Origin of the sequence: Actinoallomurus sp. NPDC052308 (assembly GCF_040679195.1) — a bacterium.
GTDB classification, from domain to species: Bacteria; Actinomycetota; Actinomycetes; order Streptosporangiales; family Streptosporangiaceae; genus Actinoallomurus; species Actinoallomurus liliacearum.
The window spans coordinates 734,420-751,961 of record NZ_JBFAUM010000001.1 but is presented as its reverse complement, the minus strand read 5'-3'; the positions used below and the strand labels follow the sequence as shown (position 1 = coordinate 751,961).

Annotated in this window: 11 protein-coding genes; 1 reads left to right on the top strand and 10 read right to left on the bottom strand. The window is 71.7% G+C overall.

What is annotated here, in order from left to right:
* Positions 1 to 73: 73 nt before the first annotated feature.
* The 9 genes from AB0L00_RS03835 to AB0L00_RS03795 all read right to left on the bottom strand — a co-directional run bounded on the left by AB0L00_RS03835 (position 74) and on the right by AB0L00_RS03795 (position 14,539).
* Positions 74 to 5,005: an NAD-glutamate dehydrogenase gene (locus tag AB0L00_RS03835; protein WP_364427886.1), complete on the bottom strand. Its 4,932-nt coding sequence runs from the start codon at positions 5,003 to 5,005 to the stop codon at positions 74 to 76.
* A gap of 440 nt (positions 5,006 to 5,445) precedes the next feature.
* A complete protein-coding gene (locus AB0L00_RS03830) occupies positions 5,446 to 7,188 on the bottom strand; it encodes a protein kinase (protein WP_364427883.1) in 1,743 nt (580 codons plus the stop codon).
* A gap of 250 nt (positions 7,189 to 7,438) precedes the next feature.
* Positions 7,439 to 9,394 carry an acetoacetate--CoA ligase gene (locus tag AB0L00_RS03825; protein ID WP_364427880.1) on the bottom strand — a complete coding sequence of 652 codons (1,956 nt, stop codon included), beginning with the start codon at positions 9,392 to 9,394 and terminating at the stop codon, positions 7,439 to 7,441.
* An 87-nt stretch (positions 9,395 to 9,481) separates the two neighbouring features.
* Entirely contained in the window at positions 9,482 to 10,192 is a 711-nt protein-coding gene (locus AB0L00_RS03820) for a haloacid dehalogenase-like hydrolase (RefSeq protein WP_345353524.1), read from the bottom strand.
* Positions 10,193 to 10,295: 103 nt separating this feature from the next.
* The gene (locus AB0L00_RS03815; protein ID WP_364427877.1) at positions 10,296 to 10,841 is read right to left on the bottom strand and encodes a hypothetical protein; all 546 of its coding nucleotides are present in this window, start codon (positions 10,839 to 10,841) and stop codon (positions 10,296 to 10,298) included.
* 82 nt (positions 10,842 to 10,923) lie between these two features.
* The gene (pruA, locus tag AB0L00_RS03810) at positions 10,924 to 12,552 is read right to left on the bottom strand and encodes an L-glutamate gamma-semialdehyde dehydrogenase (protein WP_364427875.1); all 1,629 of its coding nucleotides are present in this window, start codon (positions 12,550 to 12,552) and stop codon (positions 10,924 to 10,926) included.
* 85 nt (positions 12,553 to 12,637) lie between these two features.
* Positions 12,638 to 13,273, bottom strand: a complete 636-nt coding sequence (locus AB0L00_RS03805) for an HAD hydrolase-like protein (protein WP_364427872.1) — start codon at positions 13,271 to 13,273, stop codon at positions 12,638 to 12,640.
* Between the two features lie 42 nt (positions 13,274 to 13,315).
* Positions 13,316 to 13,822 carry a hypothetical protein gene (locus AB0L00_RS03800; RefSeq protein ID WP_364427870.1) on the bottom strand — a complete coding sequence of 169 codons (507 nt, stop codon included), beginning with the start codon at positions 13,820 to 13,822 and terminating at the stop codon, positions 13,316 to 13,318.
* 75 nt (positions 13,823 to 13,897) lie between these two features.
* The gene (locus AB0L00_RS03795) at positions 13,898 to 14,539 is read right to left on the bottom strand and encodes an HAD family phosphatase (protein WP_364427867.1); all 642 of its coding nucleotides are present in this window, start codon (positions 14,537 to 14,539) and stop codon (positions 13,898 to 13,900) included.
* A gap of 153 nt (positions 14,540 to 14,692) precedes the next feature.
* On the opposite strand from AB0L00_RS03795, the gene AB0L00_RS03790 reads away from it, so the two are divergent.
* Positions 14,693 to 15,478, top strand: a complete 786-nt coding sequence (locus AB0L00_RS03790; protein ID WP_364427864.1) for a hypothetical protein — start codon at positions 14,693 to 14,695, stop codon at positions 15,476 to 15,478.
* A gap of 382 nt (positions 15,479 to 15,860) precedes the next feature.
* Here the strand turns inward: AB0L00_RS03790 and AB0L00_RS03785 are convergent, their stop codons facing one another.
* Positions 15,861 to 17,528 (bottom strand): ABC transporter ATP-binding protein, encoded by a 1,668-nt coding sequence (locus AB0L00_RS03785; protein ID WP_364427861.1) that lies wholly within the window; start codon positions 17,526 to 17,528, stop codon positions 15,861 to 15,863.
* Positions 17,529 to 17,542 lie beyond the last annotated feature (14 nt).

The window sequence follows — 17,542 nt, the reverse complement described above, 5'->3', positions numbered from 1 at the left end:
CTGTGCGAATCTGGAAAGAATCTCCGCTGGGGAGGACGCCCCGGCGACCGCCCGGGGCGTCCCCGCCGCCGGCTCAGGCGGGCAGCGTGCTGGCCGTCACGAGCGTGCGGATCGCGCGCAGCGCCACCGACAGGGTCGCGATGCCGAAGCTGTCGCTCTCCCAGATCTCCCCGAGGGTCTGCGCCGCCCGCGAGACGGCGGCGCTGTTCTTCTCGGCCCAGATCGCCAGGCGTTCCTCGGGGTCCGCGCCGGACTCGCTGGTGACCAGCACGTCGCGGGCGAGGGCCGCGTGCGCGGCGTACAGGTCGTCGCGCAGCGCCGATCGGGCCATCGACTGCCAGCGGTCGTCGCGCGGCAGCGCGATGACACGCTCGCGCAGCCGGGCGATCTGCAGGCGGTCGGCCAGGTCGAAGTAGACCTCGGCGGTCTCCTCGAGCGAGCGTCCCGTGCTGTGCGCGATCTCCACCAGGTCGAAGGTGGAGTAGGCGGGCACCATGATCGCGACCTGCTCGGCCAGCTCGCCCGGCACCCCGTCCTCGGTGAAGCGGTCCCGCCGCTCCTCGAAGCCCTGCAGGTCCCGGCCGGTGAGCAGCTTCGGCAGCTGCGGCGCGAGGATGGCCGCGCCCCCGGCGAAGAAGTCGACCGTCTCCTTCAGGTCGAACGGCATCCGCCGGTTGTGCAGCAGCCAGCGGGCGCCACGCTCGGTCAGCTTGCGCGCCTCGAGGCGCATCCGGATCTGCGTGGCGGTGTCGACCTGGGACTCCAGGGCGTCCACCGAGGCCCAGAACCGCGGCATGTCGAACACCGCGCGCGCCACCAGGTAGGCGCGGGCGATGTCGGAGGACGAGGCGCCGGTCTCCTCGTTCATCCGGAACGCGAACGTCGTGCCGCTGTTGTTGACCAGGCTGTTCACGACGGACGTGGAGATGATCTCCCGGCGCAGCGGGTGCCGGTCCATGTAGTCCCGGAACCGCTCCCGCAGCGGCGTGGGGAAGTACTCCACGAGCCGGGTGGCCAGGTGCGGGTCGTCCGGCAGGTCGGAGGCCCGGATCTCCTCCTCCAGCGTCAGCTTGCTGTAGGCGAGGAGCGTGGCGAACTCCGGTCCGGTGAGGCCGAGGCCCGCCTGCCGCCGCTCGGCGAGGGCCTTGTCGTCGGGCAGGTCCTCCAGCCGCCGCTTCAGCTTGCCGTCCCGCTCGAGCTTGCGCATGTGGCGCGCGTGCACGTGCAGCATGGACGAGGCCTGCCTGCGGGCGGCGGCGAGCACGACGTTCTGCTGGTAGTTGTCGCGCAGCACCAGGTCGGCGACCTCGTCGGTCATCTGGAGGAACAGCGCGTCCCGCTGCTTGCGGGTCAGCTCGCCGTCGCGGACCACCTGGTCGAGCAGGATCTTGATGTTGACCTCGTGGTCGGAGGTGTCCACCCCGGCGGAGTTGTCGATGAAGTCGGTGTTCACCAGTCCGCCGCCGAGGGAGAACTCGATCCGGGCGCGCTGGGTGAAGCCCAGGTTGCCGCCCTCGCCGATCACCTTGCAGCGCAGCTCGGTGGCGTCGGCGCGCAGCCCGTCGTTGGCCCGGTCGCCGACGTCGGCGTTGTTCTCGGCCGTGGCCTTGACGTACGTGCCGATGCCGCCGTTCCAGAGCAGGTCGACGGGGGCGCACAGGATCGCGTGGATCAGCTCGTGCGGGGTCATCGCGGTGACGCCGTCGTCGATGCCGAGCGCCTCGCGCACCTGCGGGGTGATCGAGATCTTCTTGGCGGTGCGCGGGTGTACGCCGCCGCCCTTGGAGATCAGCGAGGTGTCGTAGTCGGCCCAGGAGCTGCGCGGCAGCGCGAACATCCGTGTGCGCTCCTGGAACGACGTCGCCGGGTCGGGGTCCGGGTCGAGGAAGATGTGCCGGTGGTCGAACGCGGCGACCAGCTTGATGTGCTCGGACAGCAGCATGCCGTTGCCGAACACGTCACCGGACATGTCGCCGATGCCGACGACGGTGAAGTCCTCGTTCTGCACGTCCACGCCGAGCCCGCGGAAGTGGTACTTCACCGACTCCCACGCGCCGCGCGCGGTGATGCCCATCGCCTTGTGGTCGTAGCCGACCGAGCCGCCGGAGGCGAACGCGTCGCCCAGCCAGAAGCCGTACGACGCGGCGACCTCGTTGGCGATGTCGGAGAACGTCGCGGTGCCCTTGTCGGCGGCCACGACGAGGTAGGTGTCGTCCCCGTCGTGCCGGACGACGTCCGGCGCCGGCACCACGTGCATCTGGCCGCCCCCCTTACGGGTGCCCGCCCCCGCCTCTCCACCCACGAGGTTGTCGGTGATGTCGAGCAGACCGCTGATGAACTGCTTGTACGACGCGACGCCCTCGGCGAGGAACGCCTCGCGGTCGCTCGGGTCCGGAAGCTGCTTGCAGACGAACCCGCCCTTGGCGCCCGCCGGGACGATGACGGTGTTCTTCACCGCCTGCGCCTTGACCAGGCCGAGGATCTCGGTGCGGAAGTCCTCCTTGCGGTCGGACCAGCGCAGCCCGCCGCGGGCCACCGACCCGAACCGCAGGTGCACGCCCTCCAGGCGCGGCGAGTACACGAAGATCTCGAACTTCGGCCGCGGCTGCGGCAGGTCCGGGATCGCCTCGGGGTCGAACTTCAGCGACAGGTACGGCTTCGGTTTGCCGTCGGCGGTCCGCTGGTAGTGGTTGGTGCGCAGCGTGGCGCGGATCATCGCCAGGTAGCTGCGGAGGATGCGGTCCTCGTCCAGGCTGGAGACCGCGTCGAGCGCGCCCTCGATCTCCTCGGTGATGGCCGCGGCGAGCTCGTCGTGGGCGGCACGGGACCGGTCGTCGCCGGCGTGGTTGAGCCGCGGGTCCAGCCGCGCCTCGAACAGCCGGACCAGGAGGCGGGCGACGCGCGGGTTGGCGACGAGCACCTCCTCGATGTACCGCTCGCTGAAGGTGGTCCGGGTCTGCCGCAGGTAGCGGGCATACGCGCGCAGCACCATGGCGGACCGCCAGTCCAGGCCCGCGCGCAGCACCAGCGCGTTGAACCGGTCGCTCTCCACCTTGCCGGCCCAGAGCGCCTCGAAGGCCTCCTGGAACAGCCCCTTGACCTCGGTGTCGTCCACGTCGGGCGACGGGTCGTACCGCAGGCCCAGGTCGTAGATCCACGACTCCCGCCCGTCCGCGCGGGCGATCTCGTACGGCCGCTCGTCGATGACCTCGACGCCCATCTCCTGCAGCAGCGGCAGGATCTGGGACAGCGAGATCGGCGGGCCGAGCCGGTAGATCTTCAGCCGACGCTCGCCGGCCTGCGCGTCGTACGGCTCGTACAGGTTGATCGAGATCTCACCGGGCTCGGAGAGCTCCTCCAGCCGGGTGAGGTCCGCGCACGCCGTCCGGGCGGGGAAGTCGGCCTTGTAGCCCTCCGGGAACGCCTCGGTGTAGCGCCGGGTGAGCGCGCTCGCCTGCTCCTCGCCGCACTGCTGGACGATCGCCTCGGCGAGGTCGTCGGTCCACGACCGGGTCGCGGCGATCAGGCGCCGCTCCAGCTCGGCCGGGTCCACCTGGGGCAGCGGGCGGCCCCGCTCCCCGCGCACGACGACGTGCAGCCGGGCGAGGATCGAGTCGCCGACCATCGCGCTGTAGTCGACGGAGACGCCCTCATACGCCCGCAGCAGGATGTCCTGGATGCGCAGCCGGATCTGCGTGGTGTACCGGTCACGGGGCAGGAAGACCAGGCACGACATGTACCGGCCGTACTCGTCCTTGCGGACGAACAGCTTGAGCTGCTTGCGCTCCCGCAGCCGCAGCACGCCGAGCGCGATCGGCAGCAGCTCGTCGACGGAGATCTGGAAGAGGTCGTCGCGGGGGTAGGTCTCGAGGATCTCGATGAGGTCCTTGCCGTCGTAGCTGTCGGCGGCGAGCCCGGCGCGGTACAGGACCTCCTCCACCTTGTGCCGCAGCACCGGGATGTGCTCGATGCTCTCGCTGTAGGCGGTGTGGGTGAACAGCCCGAGGAAGCGCCGCTCGCCGACGACCTCCCCGCTGTCGCCGAACTTCTTGACCCCGACGTAGTCCAGGTACGCGGAGCGGTGCACGGTCGCCCGGGAGTTCGCCTTGGTCAGGATCAGCAGCTGCGGCTCCCGCGCCTTCGACCGCACCTGCTGCGGCAGGGACGCGAAGCTCGTCGACTCCGCCTGGTCGGACCGCAGGATGCCCAGGCCGGTGCCCGGGATCGCGCGCAACTGCTCGCCGTCCGGGCCCTCCTCCAGCTTGTACTCGCGGTAGCCGAGGAAGGTGAAGTGGTCGTCGGCCAGCCAGTCCAGCAGCTCGACGCCGTCGATGATCTCCCGGTCGGGCAGCGGCGGCCGCTTCTCGTTCACCTCGACCGCGATCGCGCCCGCCAGCGCGCGCATCTTCTGCTCGTCCTCGACGGCGGCGCGTACGTCGCCCAGCACCCGCTGCAGGTCGGCCTCGAGCTCGTCCAGCAGCACGCGATCGCTCTGCCGGTCGATCTCGATGTGGATCCAGGACTCCTCCAGCACGAGGCCGTCGCCCTCGCCGACCGTCTGAAGGCTCCCGGTCACGTCACGGGTGACTCTCAACTGCGGGTGGACGATCAGGTGCGTCGCGAGCCGGTGCCGGTTGAGCTCCATGACCACCGAGTCGACGAGGTAGGGCATGTCGTCGGTGACCACCTGCACGACACTGTGCCCGGGGTCCCAGCCGTACTCCTCGATCGTCGGCGTGAACGCGCGCACCATGGCGCGTCCCTGCGGCCGTTCCTCGCCAAGGTGCCGGTGCACCATCGCCGGGCCGCACACGTCCACCGGGTCGCGGTCCAGCAGGTCCTCCGGCGCGACATGACGGTAGTACAGCCGCAGGTAGCCGAGGATGTCTCCGGCGTCCTGCCGAACCCCCGGCGTGTGCGTGCACGCCTGCGCCGCACGGCCCAGCAGTTCGTCCTTGGCGTCGTCGAGTCCACCGGTGCCGTTGACGTTGGCACTCGCGCTCATGCGCCCTCGCCCCTCATCTCAAGTCTCCCTCAGTACCTTCAAGAATCCAGTGCTTCACGCGGTCTCGGACGGCGACCGTTGTTCCCGCCATGGCCTGTCGAGAACTTTTCGGCCGCAGCGGCGGTGATCCCGTGGGTCGGTCCGCCGTGCGCGCCGCAGCGCCACCGATCTCGTCGGATTCGAGAAGATCTTCGGCGAGTCGCCAGAGGTCGTCACGACGATCACGATCGTGCGTCGTCACCGGAGAGCGCCTGCGTCCGGCGTCCCCGGTGGGCGGACTCTGCTTTCGCGGAAGGATTACGAAGCTACGCCCGGGCATGCGGGATCGGTGTCCGGACACGCCGGAACCGAACGCGGCCGCACCACGCCGTTGTGGTGTTGTGCTCACGGCGGCCAGGTTAACGCGAAAACGCGGATTGTCCGACCCGAACGAAACCCGGTCACTCGCCTCCGGTGCTGGTGGTGGCACCGGAGTGGGCATTGGGCGCGGTCTGGGCGTTCGTGCCCTGACCGGTCGAGCCGGTTCCCGGGCCGCTGCCGCCCGTCCCGGTGCCGGTACCGGACCCGGTGCCCGTGCCCGTTCCGGTGCCCGTCCCGGTTCCGGTGCTCGGGCTCGAGCCGGTCGAGTGCGTGGGGCTGGCCGAGTGCGTCGGGGTGCTGGAGGTGTGGGTCGGGGTGGGCGAGTGCGTCGGCGTCGGCGAGTACGTCGGGGTGGGCGAGTAGGTCGGGGTCGGCGAGTACGTCGGCGTGGGCGACCGGTCCGACCGGGTCGAGGAGGGCGTGTCGACCGGCACGCCGGCGTTGCCCTGCCTGGTCTCGGAGGGGGACACGTGGCTCTGCGTGCCGTTCGGGTTGTACCCGGTGTTCTGCCCGGAGCGGCCGGCCGCGTTGGAGGTCAGGACCAGCCCGATCACGACCGCCGCGGCCGCGACGACCGCGGCTCCGGCGGCGGCGAGCCTCCGGCGGCCCCGGGACATCGTCGACCATCCGCCGGGAGCGGCCGGTTCGGCGCCGGCCACGGGCGGGAGGAGCGACGAGATCCCCTCGCTGTGGACGGGCGGGACCGGCGAGGTCGGCTGCCCCGATACGGGCGGCAGGACGGGCGACGTGCGCTCCTCCGCGCGGTAGGGCGTGGGCTCCTCCGCGCGGGGCGGCCGGACCACCGTGACGGGGTACTTGTGGGCGGCGGCGCCGAGGCGCGGCGTCCCGGCGAGGGCCGTGCCGCCGGGCGGGGTCCGCTGGGCGGCGACCGTGGCCGCGTGCTCCAGCAGGTCGGCGGGGACCGTCAGAGGACCCGCGTCGACGGCGACCGGCGGCAGCACCTCGGTCGGGGAGGGCTCCGGCCGCTGGGCCTCGCCACCGCCGCCGAGCAGGCGCAGCAGGAGGGCGTTGGCGGTGAGCCGCCGGGCGGGGTCCTTCTCCAGGGCGCCGGTCACGAGGGCGTGCAGCCCGGCGGGCAGGTCGCCGATCCGGGGCTCCTCGGAGAGGATCCGGCTGATCACCGCGGAGATCGAGTCGCCGCCGAACGGCGGAGTCCCCGTGGCCGCGAAGACCATCGTGGCGGCCCACGCGAAGATGTCGACGGCCGGCCCGACCGTCTCGCCGCGGATCTGCTCCGGGGCCATGTAGGCGGGGGTGCCGACGACCCGGCTGGAGACCGTCGAGGCCCCGTCCAGCGCCCGCGCGATACCGAAGTCGATCACCCGGGGGCCGTCCGGCCCGAGCAGCACGTTGTGCGGCTTCAGATCACGGTGCACGACGCCCGCCTGGTGGATCGCGACGAGCGCGGTGACCGTGCCGATCGCGAGCCGCTCCAGCGCGGCGCCGCCGATCGGCCCGCTCTCCTTGATCACGTCGTACAGCGAACGTCCGGGGACGTACTCGCTGACGATGTAGGGGCGGTCCCCCGCGACGTCGGCGTCGAGCACCTGCGCGGTGCAGAACCGCGCGACCCGCTTGGCGGCGGTCACCTCGCGCTCGAAGCGGGTCCGCGCCTTGGCGTCCTCGGCCAGCTCGGCGTGGAGCAGCTTGATCGCGACCTGCGCGCCCGCCGGGGATCTGCCCAGGAAGACGGCGCCCTGGCCGCCCCTGCCCAGCCGACCGACGACCTCGTAGTCCCCCAGCCGCCTCGGATCACCTGGCTGCAGGGGATTCGAATTCTGGTCCGCCGCAGTCCGGTCCATTGCCGACCGCATCCCTTCCGTCGCTCCCCGCCGACCGTCCCCACGGTCGGGCATATCGGTTGAGACGCGGTCGACGTCCTGCTGGTTCGGCCGGCCGGCCGGGGCGTCGATCAATCCCCTGCCGGCGCGCCGATCGGAGCATGGGCGACGAACCGCATCTGCCGAACATATCCCCACCGACTCCGCGTTCCCAGAGCGCGTCGCGCCAGGTGACGGACATGTCCCGTACGAGAGACGCGCCCGGCCCCGGTCAGGAATCCGGGGTGAAGTGGCGCAACACCTCGGGGTTGGCCATCGCGTCCGGATTCGCCGCCTTGTCGATGGGCGTGCCGAGCAAGATCTTACGGACTGGAACCTCGAGCTTTTTACCGGACAGGGTGCGCGGCACGCCCGGCACCACCCGGATCTCGTCGGGGACGTGCCGGGGGGACAGCGTCGACCGCAGGGCGGCGCGGATCCGGCCGACCAGGTCGTCGGACAGGGCGACCCCCTCGGCGAGCTGGACGTACAGCAGCAGGCGGCCCTCCGCGCCGAGCTGCCCGGTGTCGACGACCAGGGAGTCGGCGATCTCGTCGAACCCCTCGACGACGCGGTAGAAATCGGCGGTGCCCATGCGGACGCCCCCGCGGTTGAGGGTCGAGTCGGACCGCCCGTAGATCACGCAGCCGCCGTCGGGCAGCACCTTGATCCAGTCGCCGTGCCGCCAGACGTCGGGGTACACCCCGAAGTAGGAGTCGCGGTAGCGCTCGCCGCCCTCGTCGTTCCAGAAGTAGATCGGCATGGACGGCATCGGCTCGGTGAGCACCAGCTCCCCGACCTCGCCGATGACCGGCTCGCCCTTCTCGTCGTACGCCTCGATCTTGGCGCCGAGCCCGCGGCACTGGATGACGCCCGCGCGCAGCGGCAGCAGCACGCACGGCCCGACGAACCCGGTGGCCACGTCGGTGCCGCCGGAGAACGAGCCGACCAGCAGGTCCCGGCCGATGTGGTCGTACAGCCAGCCGAAGCCCTCCGGGGGCAGCGGCGAACCGGTCGAGCCGATCCCGCGGATCCGGGACAGGTCGTACTCCCGGCCCGGGTCGAGGCCCGCCTTCATCGACGCCAGGACGTACGGCGCGCCGACCCCGAAGTAGGTCACCCCGGTCTCGGCGGCCAGCCGCCACAGAGTGTCGCCGCCGGGCGCGCCGTCGTACAGCACGATCGTCGCGCCGACGAGCAGGCCGCCGATGAGGTAGTTCCACATCATCCAGCCGGTGGTCGTGTACCAGAAGAACACGTCGCCGGGGCCGAGGTCCTGGTGAAAGCTGAGGGCCTTGAGGTGCTCCAGCACGATGCCGCCGTGGCCGTGCACGATCGGCTTGGGCAGGCCCGTGGTGCCCGAGGAGTACAGGATCCACAGCGGATGGTCGAAGGGCACCTCCTCGAAGGCGAGCGGCTCTCCGGAGCGCCTCAGCTCGGCGTACCGGAGCGCGCGGCCCTCCCCGATCGCGGGGGCGTCGAGGTCGAGGTACGGGATCGTGACCGTGGCCGTCAGCGTGGGCAGCGCCGCCTGGATGTCCCGGACCACCCCGGACCGGTCGAACCGCTTGCCGTTGTAGGCGTAGCCGTCCACCGCGATCAGCACCTTGGGCTCGATCTGGGTGAACCGGTCGATCACGCTCGGCGCGCCGAAGTCCGGCGAGCACGACGACCAGACCGCGCCCAGGGACGCGGTCGCCAGGAAGGCGACCAGGGCCTCGGGGATGTTCGGGACGTACGCCGCGACGCGGTCCCCGCGGCCGACGCCGAGCGCCCGCAGCCCGGCGCGCACCTCGGCGACCTCGGCGGCGAGCTCCCGGTAGGTCAGCGTCCGCGAACGGGACGGGCCGGAGCCTTCGTCGGCCTCCGTCCGGAAGATCACCGCCGTGGCGTCCGGGTCCTCCTCGGCCCGCCGCAGCGTGTTCCGGGCGTGGTTGAGCGTCGCGCCGGGGAACCAGCGGGCGTCCGGCATCTCGGCGCGCTCCAACGCCGGCCCGGCGCCGCGGTCGCCCAGCACGCCGAAGTAGGACCAGATCGCGTCCCAGAAAGCGCCGACCTCGGTGACGGACCAGCGCCACAGCTCGTCATGAGAGCCGAAACCGCGCTCTTCCATGAACCGGGCGACACGGGCGGTCCGGCGGACCTCCTCGGACGGCTCCCACAACAGGTCACCCTCGGCAACGGACACGGCACGGCCTCCTCATGTTCTCGAGGAATCCAGCATTCACGGGGGCGGCCACCGATCGCAATGCCGGGTTCCCACATGCCTCTTCCGTCACTCGTGTGGCGTCGCGGTGAGCTCCTCGATCGCGGCGACGACCGCGTCGGTCTCGGCGAGGCTCGGCAGCACGGCGTCCGCGCCCGCGCCGCGCAGCTCCGCCTGAGTGGCCGTGCCCGTCGCGACCGCGATCGACTTCGCGCGGGCGATCTTCGCCGCCTGCACGTCGCGCGGGGAGTCGGCCACGAGCACGGTCGCGGCCTCGGCGATCACGCCGCGGTACCGCTCCCCCGTGCGGGTGCGGGCCAGCTCGACCAGGGCGGCCTTGGGGTAGGTCTCCGAGCCGTACCCGCCGACCTCGAAGTCGAGGTACTTGGCCAGGCCGAGCGTCTTGAGCTTGGTGACGGCGTTCGGCCGGATGGAGCCGGTCAGCACCGACTGGACGACGTCGCGCCGCCGGGCCACCGCCGCGAGGGCCTCACGGGCGCCGGGCAGCACCCGCCCCTCCTTGCGGACCGCCCCCTTGCGCGCCGAGAAGGCGTCGGCCAGGGCGGCCATGAACTCCGGCAGGTGGTCCTCGGTCGGGGCGACGTCGTTGAACGCCAGGGTCTCGAAGATGATCTCCGACTCGGTGCGCCCGGCGGTCGGCGCGAGCCGGACGAGCGGCCGCCCGGTGACGCGTTCGAACGCCTCGGCGTACGCCTCCCGGGTCACCTTGCCGACGTCGACCAGCGTGTGATCGACGTTCCACAGCACCAGACGAGGCATCACGGTCTCCTGCACGGAGTGAACACGGGGGCCGGTCAATCGTGGGGGGTCCCGGCCCGTCCGCGCAAACCCGGCCGCTCGGGGGCCGGGAGGACTCAGGGCGTCAGGAGAAGCGGCCCGTGGTGGCCTGGATCCCGCCGATCACCTCGAGCGGGATCGTCCCGCCCACCGGCTCGGTGAACCGGCCCAGGAACGTGTGGATGGTCATCCGGCCGCGCGGCGGCCGGTCCGCCGGGGTCTCCACGACGACGCGCACGGTCCTGGTCTCGCCGGGGTCCAGCCGCTGGAAGATGCACTCCACCCGCCCGACCCCCGAGCACGCCGGGTCGCTGACGGACACGACCGCCAGCCGGTCGTCCATGCCGGGTGCGGCGACCTTGACGCTGCGCGCGACGACGTGCCGGATGATCTCCGAGCCGGCGTTGGTCACGCTGAAGCCGTAGACGACGCGGCGGCCCGGGACGAGCCGGTGACCGGCCACGGGCGCCAGCGACGGGTCGGCGCGGACGGAGAGGCGCGCCAGGTCGGCGTCGCCCTCCGCGTCGACGACGCGGGCGGGCCGTGGCTCGGGCACGGTGAGCGCCTTGACCGCGAATCCGGCCGCCGCCGCGCAGCCGACGATGGCGGCCAATGACGTCAGACGCCGCACACAGCCCCCCGGTCCGTTCTCGGCGCGTCAGGCGTTCGGCCTGGTCACAGGACAGATTACTCGCCAGGGGGCGCGGAGGCGATCACCCCATGTGCGGGTACCGGTGATCGGTCGCCGGAACGAAGGTCTCCTTGACCGAGCGGGTGCTCACCCATCGGGTCAGGTTGAAGATCGAGCCGGCCTTGTCGTTGGTGCCGCTGGCCCGCGAGCCACCGAAGGGCTGCTGCCCGACGACCGCGCCCGTGGGCTTGTCGTTGACGTAGAAGTTGCCCGCGGCGAACCGCAGCTTCTCCGACGCCTCCGCGATGGCCCGGCGGTCCTGGGCGATGATCGATCCGGTGAGGCCGTACGGCGCGGCGCTCTCCATCTGGGCGAGCACCCTGTCGTAGTCGGCGTCATCGTAGACATGCACGCCGAGGATCGGGCCGAAGTACTCCGTGGTGAAGATCTCGTCCTCCGGGTCGGCGCTCTGCAGCACCGTGGGCTGGACGAAGTAGCCCTCGGAGTCGTCGAGGCCGCCGCCGACGAGGACGTCGATGGCGTCGTGGGAGCGGGCGCGCTCGATCGCGGCCCGGTGCTTGGCGAACGCCCGGTCGTCGATCACGGCGCCCATGAACACCGACAGGTCCTCGGCGACGTCGCCCATGGTCAGGGACTCGACCGTGCCGAGGAAGTCGTCGCGCATGGTGTTCCACACCGAGCGCGGGACGTACGCCCGGGAGGCGGCGGAGCACTTCTGGCCCTGGTACTCGAACGCGCCGCGGATCAGCGCGGTGGCGAGCACCCGCGGGTCGGCCGACGCGTGGGCGACGACGAAGTCCTTGCCGCCGGTCTCGCCGACGAGCCGGGGGTAGGTGCGGTAGCCGGCGATGTTCTCGCCGACGGTGCGCCACAGGTGCTGGAAGGTCGCGGTCGAGCCGGTGAAGTGGATGCCGGCCAGGTCCGGGTGCCGCAGCGCGACGTTGGAGACCGCCTCACCGTTGCCGGTGACCAGGTTGATCACGCCGGGCGGCAGGCCGGCCGCCTCGAGCAGGCGCATCGTGAAGTGCGCGGCGAACGCCTGCGTCGGCGAGGGCTTCCAGACGACGACGTTGCCCATGAGGGCGGCGGAGGTGGGGAGGTTCCCGGCGATCGCCGTGAAGTTGAACGGCGTGATCGCGAGGACGAAGCCCTCCAGCGGCCGGTACTCCAGGCGGTTCCACACGCCGGGCGAGCTGATCGGCTGCTGGGCGAGGAGCTCCCGGGCGAAGGAGACGTTGAAGCGGAGGAAGTCGATGAACTCACAGGCCGCGTCGATCTCCGCCTGCTGCACGGACTTGGACTGGCCGAGGATGGTGGCGGCGTTCAGGGTGTTACGCCAGGGGCCGGACAGCAGGTCGGCGGCCTTGAGGAAGATCGCGGCGCGGTCGTCGAACGACAGCGCCCGCCAGCCCGGCGCGGCCTGCCGCGCGGCGTCGATGGCCGCGCGCACGTCGTCGTCGGTCGCCTCCCGGGCCTGGCCGAGGACGTGCCGGTGCTTGTGCGGCTGCACCGTGTCGACGGGCCGTCCGCCACCGAGCCGCTGCTCGCCTCCTATGGTCATCGTGAGGTCGATCCGCTCGCCGGCGAGCTCCTTGATCTTCGCCTCGATGCCGGTCCGGTCCTGGCCGCCGGGGGCGTACGCCTTGACCGGCTCGTTCACGGGGACCGGTACGTTCGTGACAGCGTCCATGAGAGATCTCCCCGCAGTTCGTGACAGCGTCGTCATGATGATCCGGGTGAGGATCGTGGTCGCGTTCCGTCGTGAGGACCGCAGGTCAAATGTATGCGGAGATCTCGGTGAGCCGGTCCACCACCGGGAGGCCGAGACGGGCCAGATCCGCCCGCGCCTGCGTCCCCCCGGCGTACAGGATCGCGCGCGCCCCCGCGTGCCGGGCGGCCGCCGCGTCGTCGGCGCTGTCCCCGACCGCCACGACCTCGGCCGGGTCGACCCCCAGCCGGGACAGGTGCCGGACCATGAACTCCGCCTTCGACCCGCCGGACTCCCCCGGCCGCAGGCCGTCGACCCGGCGGAAGATCTCGCCGATGCCGTGCTCGCGTACCGCGATGGTCAGCCGGTCGTGGTGCCACATCGACAGCAGGGACTGGGTGTGCCCGGCGTCGGTCAGCGCGTCGATCGCGTGCCGGGCGTCCGCCGCGAGCCGGCAGCGCTCCATCAGCCGGTGGTAGGAGTCGTGGAACGCCGCGTCGAGCCGCTCCCACTCGCCCTCTTCCAGCGCGCGGCCCAGCAGGCGCTCGTAGCAGGCCCAGATCGGACGGCTGTAGATCGCCTGGAACCCCGCCCGGTCCATCAGCGGCAGGCCGTACGACGCGAAGACCTCGTTGGTCGCGTCCACGGTCGCGTCGATGTCGTCGAACAGCGTGCCGTTCCAGTCCCAAACGATGTGCGTCATAGCCAATCGAGCATAGGTCAGAACGCCCGTCGGCTGAAAGCATCACGGGAACAGGTCGCGCAGCTCCTGGGTGGCGTACCACATGAGGTCGTGCCCGGCGGCGCCGTCGACGGTGAACTTCGCGTCGTCGTCACCGGCGTCCGCGGCCTCGATCGCGCCGCGCGCGGCGCGGACGTCGGGCTCGGCCTCGGCGTCGTCGACGTGCCCGGACGCGATCCGGTTGAACGGGATCGGCTCCGACACGCGGACGAGGGCCCGCTCGTCGGCGTCGACAAGGTCGCCGACGGCGAAGGTCACGGCCTTGTCGGGCACCTCGGCGGCGATGACGACCCGGCGGGACGGCGCCCCCGGATCGGCGGCGAGCAGCCGGAGGGACGCCTTCGCGGCGTCCGACATCGCGGCGTACTCGAGCTCCTCGAGGTCCGCGGAGGCGTACCACTCGCGCAGCGCCGGCGTCACGGCATAGGCGGTCAGCGGCACCGGCCCGACCTCACGGTCACGGAGGATCCGGGCGAGGCCGCCGAGTGTGGACGGTAGATAAACGCGCATGGTCCTGGAGAGTGTGCCAGTACCGGCGCGCCGACGCGCGCCCTATCCGCACCGACACCCCGATCCGGGCCGCCGTCAGCCGAGCTGAACGCCCAGCAGTTCCTCCAGGCGGGCGACGGTGCTCGAACTGTCGACGTAGTGCACGCCGGTGATGCCGAGCTCCTCGGCGGCGCGCACGTTGTGCTCGATGTCGTCGACGAACGCGCACTCCTCCGCCGGCAGCCCGATCAGCTCCAGCGCGTGGTGGAAGATCGCCGGGTCCGGCTTGCGCAGCCTGACCTCCGAAGAGATCACGACCGCGTCGAACAGCTCGGCGAACAGCTCCCGCGGATAGGTGTTGCCCCAGGAGTTGGACAGCAGGCACGTACGGACGCCGGCGCCCTTCGCCCGGCGAAGCGCGTCGTACATCGGCTCGACCGGCTCGAAGGCGTGGAACATCCTGGTCAGCAGCCCGTCGGCGGGCACCGGCGTGCCGGTCCGGGTGCGCAGCCGCTCGGCCAGCAGAAACTCGAACTCCGCCGGGCTCAGCGACCCGTCCTCCAGCCCGTGGATCGGGTTGACGCCGTCACCGGCGTACGCCTGGCTCACCCACTCCTTCATCACCAGCTTGTAGACGTCGGCGTCGATGTCGTCCACCTCGATCCACGCCGTGATCGCTTCCTTCAGCGGCGTGGTGAGCACGCCGCCCCAGTCGGTGATGAGCCCGCGAACCGTCACGAAGCCGATCGTAAGCCACCGATCCCCCAACAACCGAACGCGGTTCTACGCGGCGGCAGCGTACGGAACGCTCGGCAATGGCCTGCCCGAAAGGGATCGGAGCGCAGGAGCACGCCGCCACGCGTCAGCGGCGGAGGGCAGTACTGTGCGCGGGTGATCGATGACCTGGTCGACCGGATCCTGGCCGGTGACGATGACGCCGCGTGGGAGCTCGAGGAACTGGTTGAGGACGACCCGGACGCTCTTCGGCCGTACCTCTCGCGACTGCTCGACGCGGACGACGTCTACCTTCCGGAGGCGCTGTTCCGCGACGCGGGCGAGGACGTGCAGCGCGAGGCCGTGGCGCGGGTCGACGCCGGTTCCCCGAACGTCTGGCTGGTGACGATGCTCACGGCCACCCACGGTCTGGTGGTCGAGGCGGCGTTCCGGCGCTGGCGGAGGCAGCCGCCAGCGGGCATCGAGGCCGACACCCTCGCCAACGTGCTTCCCCGGTACGGCTGGGACTTCGAGACCGACGGACGGGCCCGGGAGATCCGCGGGGCCACGGCGTACGCGCTGGTGCCCGAGGACGGTCCCGCGTCGGCCGAGGAGGAGTGCCCGTGGTGCGGCGGCCCGCTCTGGGTGCTCCTCGACGTCGACACCGCCGACCCCCGCGTCGCCGCCGCGCTCGCTCACACCGGTTGGCAGGGCCGGCTGCGGATCATCGCCTGCTTCCTGTGCTGCATCTACCCCCGCGTCTCCTTCGCGGAGGTGACCCCCGACGGCGGCGCCACGTGGTCCCCGCGTACCGCCCGGCCCGGCTACCTGGACGGCAAGAAGCTGGAAAAGGCGGCCCCACCCCCGGTACGCCTGACCGTGGGCGAACGACGACCCGACCGGTACCTGGGCGGCCCGACCCTCGGCGGCGACCGTACGGAATGCTCGGTAACGGCTCGTTGACGAGGGACCAAAGCCCGCACATCAGCGCCGCGAGGAGCGCTTTACCGAGCGTTCGGTACGCCTCCATGCCGCCACTCCCGCGACAACACGGATGACCGGGACGAATCGGATGCCTGGCCGGGCCCTCGCGTCTGAAGCCGTCTACTCAGAGGAGAATTCGTCTCCTCTGAGTAGACACCCCAGAGCGCGAGCGGACCACCCGGCAGGGGGATTGCCGGTAATGCGGCGGTTACGCCGATCGCGGCCCCGAGGAAGCCTCGACGGTGGCCGCTTCGCGCCGGCCGCCGCTGTCACGCCTATCCGGCGCCGGCGAGAAAGCGAACACGGCGGAAGCGGGCCACCCGAGCAAATCAGGCGAAAGCGGGCCGCCCGAGCGGCCGGGTCAGTCGCGGGCCGCTCTCAGCTCGGCCGCGCGGGCCCGGCGTTCGCGCTGCTCGACCGGGTCGGGGACCGGCGCGGAGCTGATCAGGCGGCGCGTGTAGGCCTCGCGCGGGTCGAACAGGACCTCGTCGCGCGGGCCCTCCTCGACCAGTTCGCCCTGGTTCAGCACCGCGACCCGGTCGGAGACCAGTCCGACGACGGCCAGGTCGTGCGTGATGAACAGGCAGGCGAAGCCGAGGCGGGCCTGCAGCTCCAGGAACACGTCCAGCACGGCGGCCTGCACCGAGACGTCCAGCGCGCTGGTCGGCTCGTCGGCGATCACGAGGTCCGGGTCGAGGGCGAGCGCCCGCGCGATGCCGATCCGCTGCCGCTGTCCGCCGGACAGCTCGTGGGGATAGCGGAACCGTACGGCGGGGTCGAGCCGGACGCTCTCCAGCAGGGCCACGATCCGCTCGTCCCGGCCACCGATCTTGTTGATGACCAGCGGCTCGGCGATGCAGTCGCCGACGGTCATCCGGGGGTCGAGGGACGACGCGGGATCCTGGAAGACGATGCCGCACCGTCGCCGCAACCGCCGCAACGCGCTCCCCCGCGCGCCGGTCAGCGAGTCGCCGAGCAGCCGTACGGTGCCCGAGGCCGGGGTGATCAGCCCGATCGCCGCGCGGCCGAGGGTCGACTTGCCGGATCCGGACTCGCCCACCAGGCCGAGGACCTCGCCCTTGGCCACGGTGAGGGAGACGTCGTCGACGGCGCGGACCTTGGTACCGCCCTTGCCGCGGAACTGCACGACGAGGTTCTCGATGGCGAGCGCCGCCTCGCCCGGCGCCGCCGGTTCGCCTGCGACCGCCGGTTCACCGGTGGGCTCGTCGCCGCGGGGCTTGAGGCGGGGGACGGCGCTGAGCAGGCGCTTGGTGTAATCCGCGCGCGGATTGGCGAACAGCTCCTCGACCGGGGCCTCCTCGACGACCTGCCCCTGGTACATGACGACGACCCGGTCGGCGATGTCGGCGACGACGCCCATGTTGTGGGTGATGACCAGCATCGCGGTGCCGAACCGGTCCCGGAGGTCGCGCAGGAGGTCGAGGATCTCCGCCTGCACGGTGACGTCCAGCGCGGTGGTGGCCTCGTCGGCGATCAGCACCTTCGGCTCGCACGCGATCGCCATCGCGATCATGACGCGCTGGCGGAGGCCGCCGGAGAGTTCGTGCGGGTACTGCCCGAGCCTGCGCCGCGCGTCCCGGATGCCCACCGTCTCCAGGAGCTCGGCGGCGCGGTCCAGGGCCTGCTTCCGCGACAGGCCGTCGATGTGCAGGCGGAGCGCCTCGGCGACCTGCCAGCCGACGGTGAACGCGGGGTTCAGCGCGGTCATGGGCTCCTGGAAGACCATGGCGATCTCCGAGCCGCGTACGGCGCGGAGCGCGGGGCCGTCCAGCGTCGTGACGTCGACCCCGCCGACCCGGACGCTGCCGCGTACGGTGGCCGTGGGCGGCAGCAGGCCCAGGGTGGACATGGACGTGACGCTCTTGCCGGAGCCGGACTCGCCGACGACCGCGACGATCTCCCCCGGGTTCACGCGGATGCTGACGCCGTCGACCGCGCGGACCTTGGCGGAGCTTCCCGCGAAGGAGACGCTCAGGTCCTCGATGGCCAGGGCCGGGGAGTCGCTCACCGTCTCACCTTTCG